This window comes from Mesorhizobium sp. M1A.F.Ca.IN.020.06.1.1 (assembly GCF_004023265.1).
Lineage (GTDB): Bacteria > Pseudomonadota > Alphaproteobacteria > Rhizobiales > Rhizobiaceae > Mesorhizobium.
Genome location: NZ_RZSR01000944.1, coordinates 1 through 2,301 on the forward strand (window position 1 = coordinate 1; position 2,301 = coordinate 2,301).

Sequence of the window (2,301 nt, forward strand, 5' to 3'; positions counted from 1 at the left end):
GCCAAGGGCCGCGCCACGAAGATCAGGAACAGGCCGAGCAGGATCGCCGGCAATTCCGACATTCGCGCCGTCACCATCCTGAAGCGCTTCCAGGACGGTATGTCGTGGCTGGCGCAGATCATCATGTTTTTGATCCTCGGCCTGTTTGCCACGCCCTCGCAATTCCCAGCGATCCTGCTGCCGGCGATCCTGCTCGGCCTGTTCCTGATCTTCGTGGCGCGGCCCTTGGCCGTCTGGCTCTGCCTGATGCCGTTCCGCCTGCCACGTCCGGAGGTCGCCTTCGTCTCCTGGGTCGGGTTGCGCGGCGCCGTTTCGATCCTGCTTGCCATCACGCCACTGCTCGGCGGTCTCGCCAACGGTCGCCTCATCTTCAATGTCGCCTTCATCATCGTGCTGGTCTCGCTGGTGGTGCAGGGCTGGACCGTCGGTCCGCTGGCGCGCCGTCTCGGCCTCGTCGTGCCGGCAAGGCTTGGACCGCTCGACAAGGTCGAGCTCGAGCTGCCGGGCTCGGCTCACCACGAGCTGCTCGCCTATCGCGTCGCTCCCGGTAGTCCGGTGGCGCGCGGCGAACGCATCCCGCGCTGGGCGAGGCCTTCGCTGGTGCTGCGCGACGGCCGCTCCATGCGGTTCCAGGACATGGGCCGGCTCGCCGCCGGCGATCAGGTCTACATCTTCGTGCCGGACCGCTATCCGCGCCTGCTCGACAAGCTCTTCGCCAGCCGCGCCGTCGTCGACCCCGAGGATGCCGACTTCTTTGGCGCCTTTGCCGTCGATCCGGCCCGCTCCGCCGCCGAGCTCGAAGCCGCCTATGGGCCCGGCCTCACCGAGACCGAACAGAAGCTCACCGTCGCGGCGCTGGTCACCGAGCGGCTCGGCGGCCAGGCCGAATATGCCGACCGCGTGATGATCGGCCCGATCGAGCTGATCGTACGCGATGTCGACGAGAAGGGCCGGATCACCGGGCTTGGCCTGTCCTTCGAGCCGACCGCGCCGGTGGCGCGCGTGCCGGTTTTCCTGAGCGCCGGCGAGATCGCCGACCGCATCGCCGCCTTTATCCGCGGCTGGCGCAAACCAGCGCCAAGCAAGGTTCCTCAAAGCGAGCCGGACGAAATGACGACGTCCAAGCCCATGGCGCCAAAATCAGCCAGCGAGAGCTGACGTCACACAACGACATCATTTTTGCACGCGCTGTGCGGCCCAGGCCTTGCATCGTGCCCGGTGGCGGGTAAGGTCGCCGCGTTTTTGGCGGAAAGGACGACCATGGCCGGCTTCAAGACACTCGACGATATCGGCGCCGTTGGCGGCAAGCGCATCCTGGTGCGCGTCGACCTCAACGTTCCCGTCGCCGACGGCAAGGTGACGGACGCCACCCGCATCGAGCGCATCGCGCCGACCATTTCCGAGCTCTCCGGCAAAGGCGCCAGGGTGATACTGCTCGCGCATTTCGGTCGTCCGAAGGACGGCCCGTCGGCCGAATTTTCGCTCGAGCCGATCGCTCGCGCCACGGCGGAAGTGCTCGGCCGCCCGGTCGGCTTCGCCTCCGACTGCATCGGCGACAAGGCCGCCGACGCGGTTGCCGCCATGAAGGATGGCGACGTCCTGCTTTTGGAAAACACCCGCTTCCACAAGGCCGAGGAGAAGAACGATCAGGCCTTCACCGAAAAGCTCGCCGCCAATGGCGACATCTACGTCAACGACGCCTTTTCCGCCGCGCATCGCGCGCATGCGTCGACCGAAGGCCTGGCGCACCGCCTGCCGGCCTATGCCGGCCGCACCATGCAGGCCGAGCTCGACGCGTTGGAACAAGGTCTCGGCAATCCGGTGCGGCCCGTCGTGGCCATCGTCGGCGGCGCCAAGGTCTCGACCAAGATCGATCTTTTGATGAACCTGGTGAAGAAGGTCGACGCGCTGGTAATCGGCGGCGGCATGGCCAACACCTTCCTCGCCGCGCGCGGTACCGATGTCGGCAAATCGCTCTGCGAGCATGACCTGGCCTCCACCGCCAAGCAGATCATGATCGAGGCGGCCGAAGCCGGCTGCGCCATCATTCTGCCCGCCGACGGCGTCGTGGCGAAGGAATTCAAGGCGGGTGCCGCCAGCCAAACCGTCGCCATCTCCGACGTGCCCGCAGACGGCATGATCCTCGATGTCGGCGAGAAAACCGTGAAGAGCGTCGCCGATTGGATCGACCGCGCTGCCACGCTGGTCTGGAACGGCCCGCTCGGTGCATTCGAGATCGAACCCTTCGACCGCGCCACGGTGGCTGCGGCAAAGCATGCGGCAGCCCGCACAAAGGAAGGC

2 protein-coding genes are annotated in these 2,301 nt (G+C 66.7%); both read left to right on the plus strand.

The genetic code is table 11. The features are described 5' to 3' along the window. The coding region (locus tag EOA60_RS29355) for a potassium/proton antiporter (RefSeq protein WP_128312357.1) at positions 1-1,158 on the plus strand (1,158 nt) is incomplete at its 5' end. 102 nt (positions 1,159-1,260) lie between these two features. Then, positions 1,261-2,301: phosphoglycerate kinase (locus EOA60_RS29360; protein WP_164899636.1), on the plus strand; the 1,041-nt coding region annotated here is incomplete at its 3' end.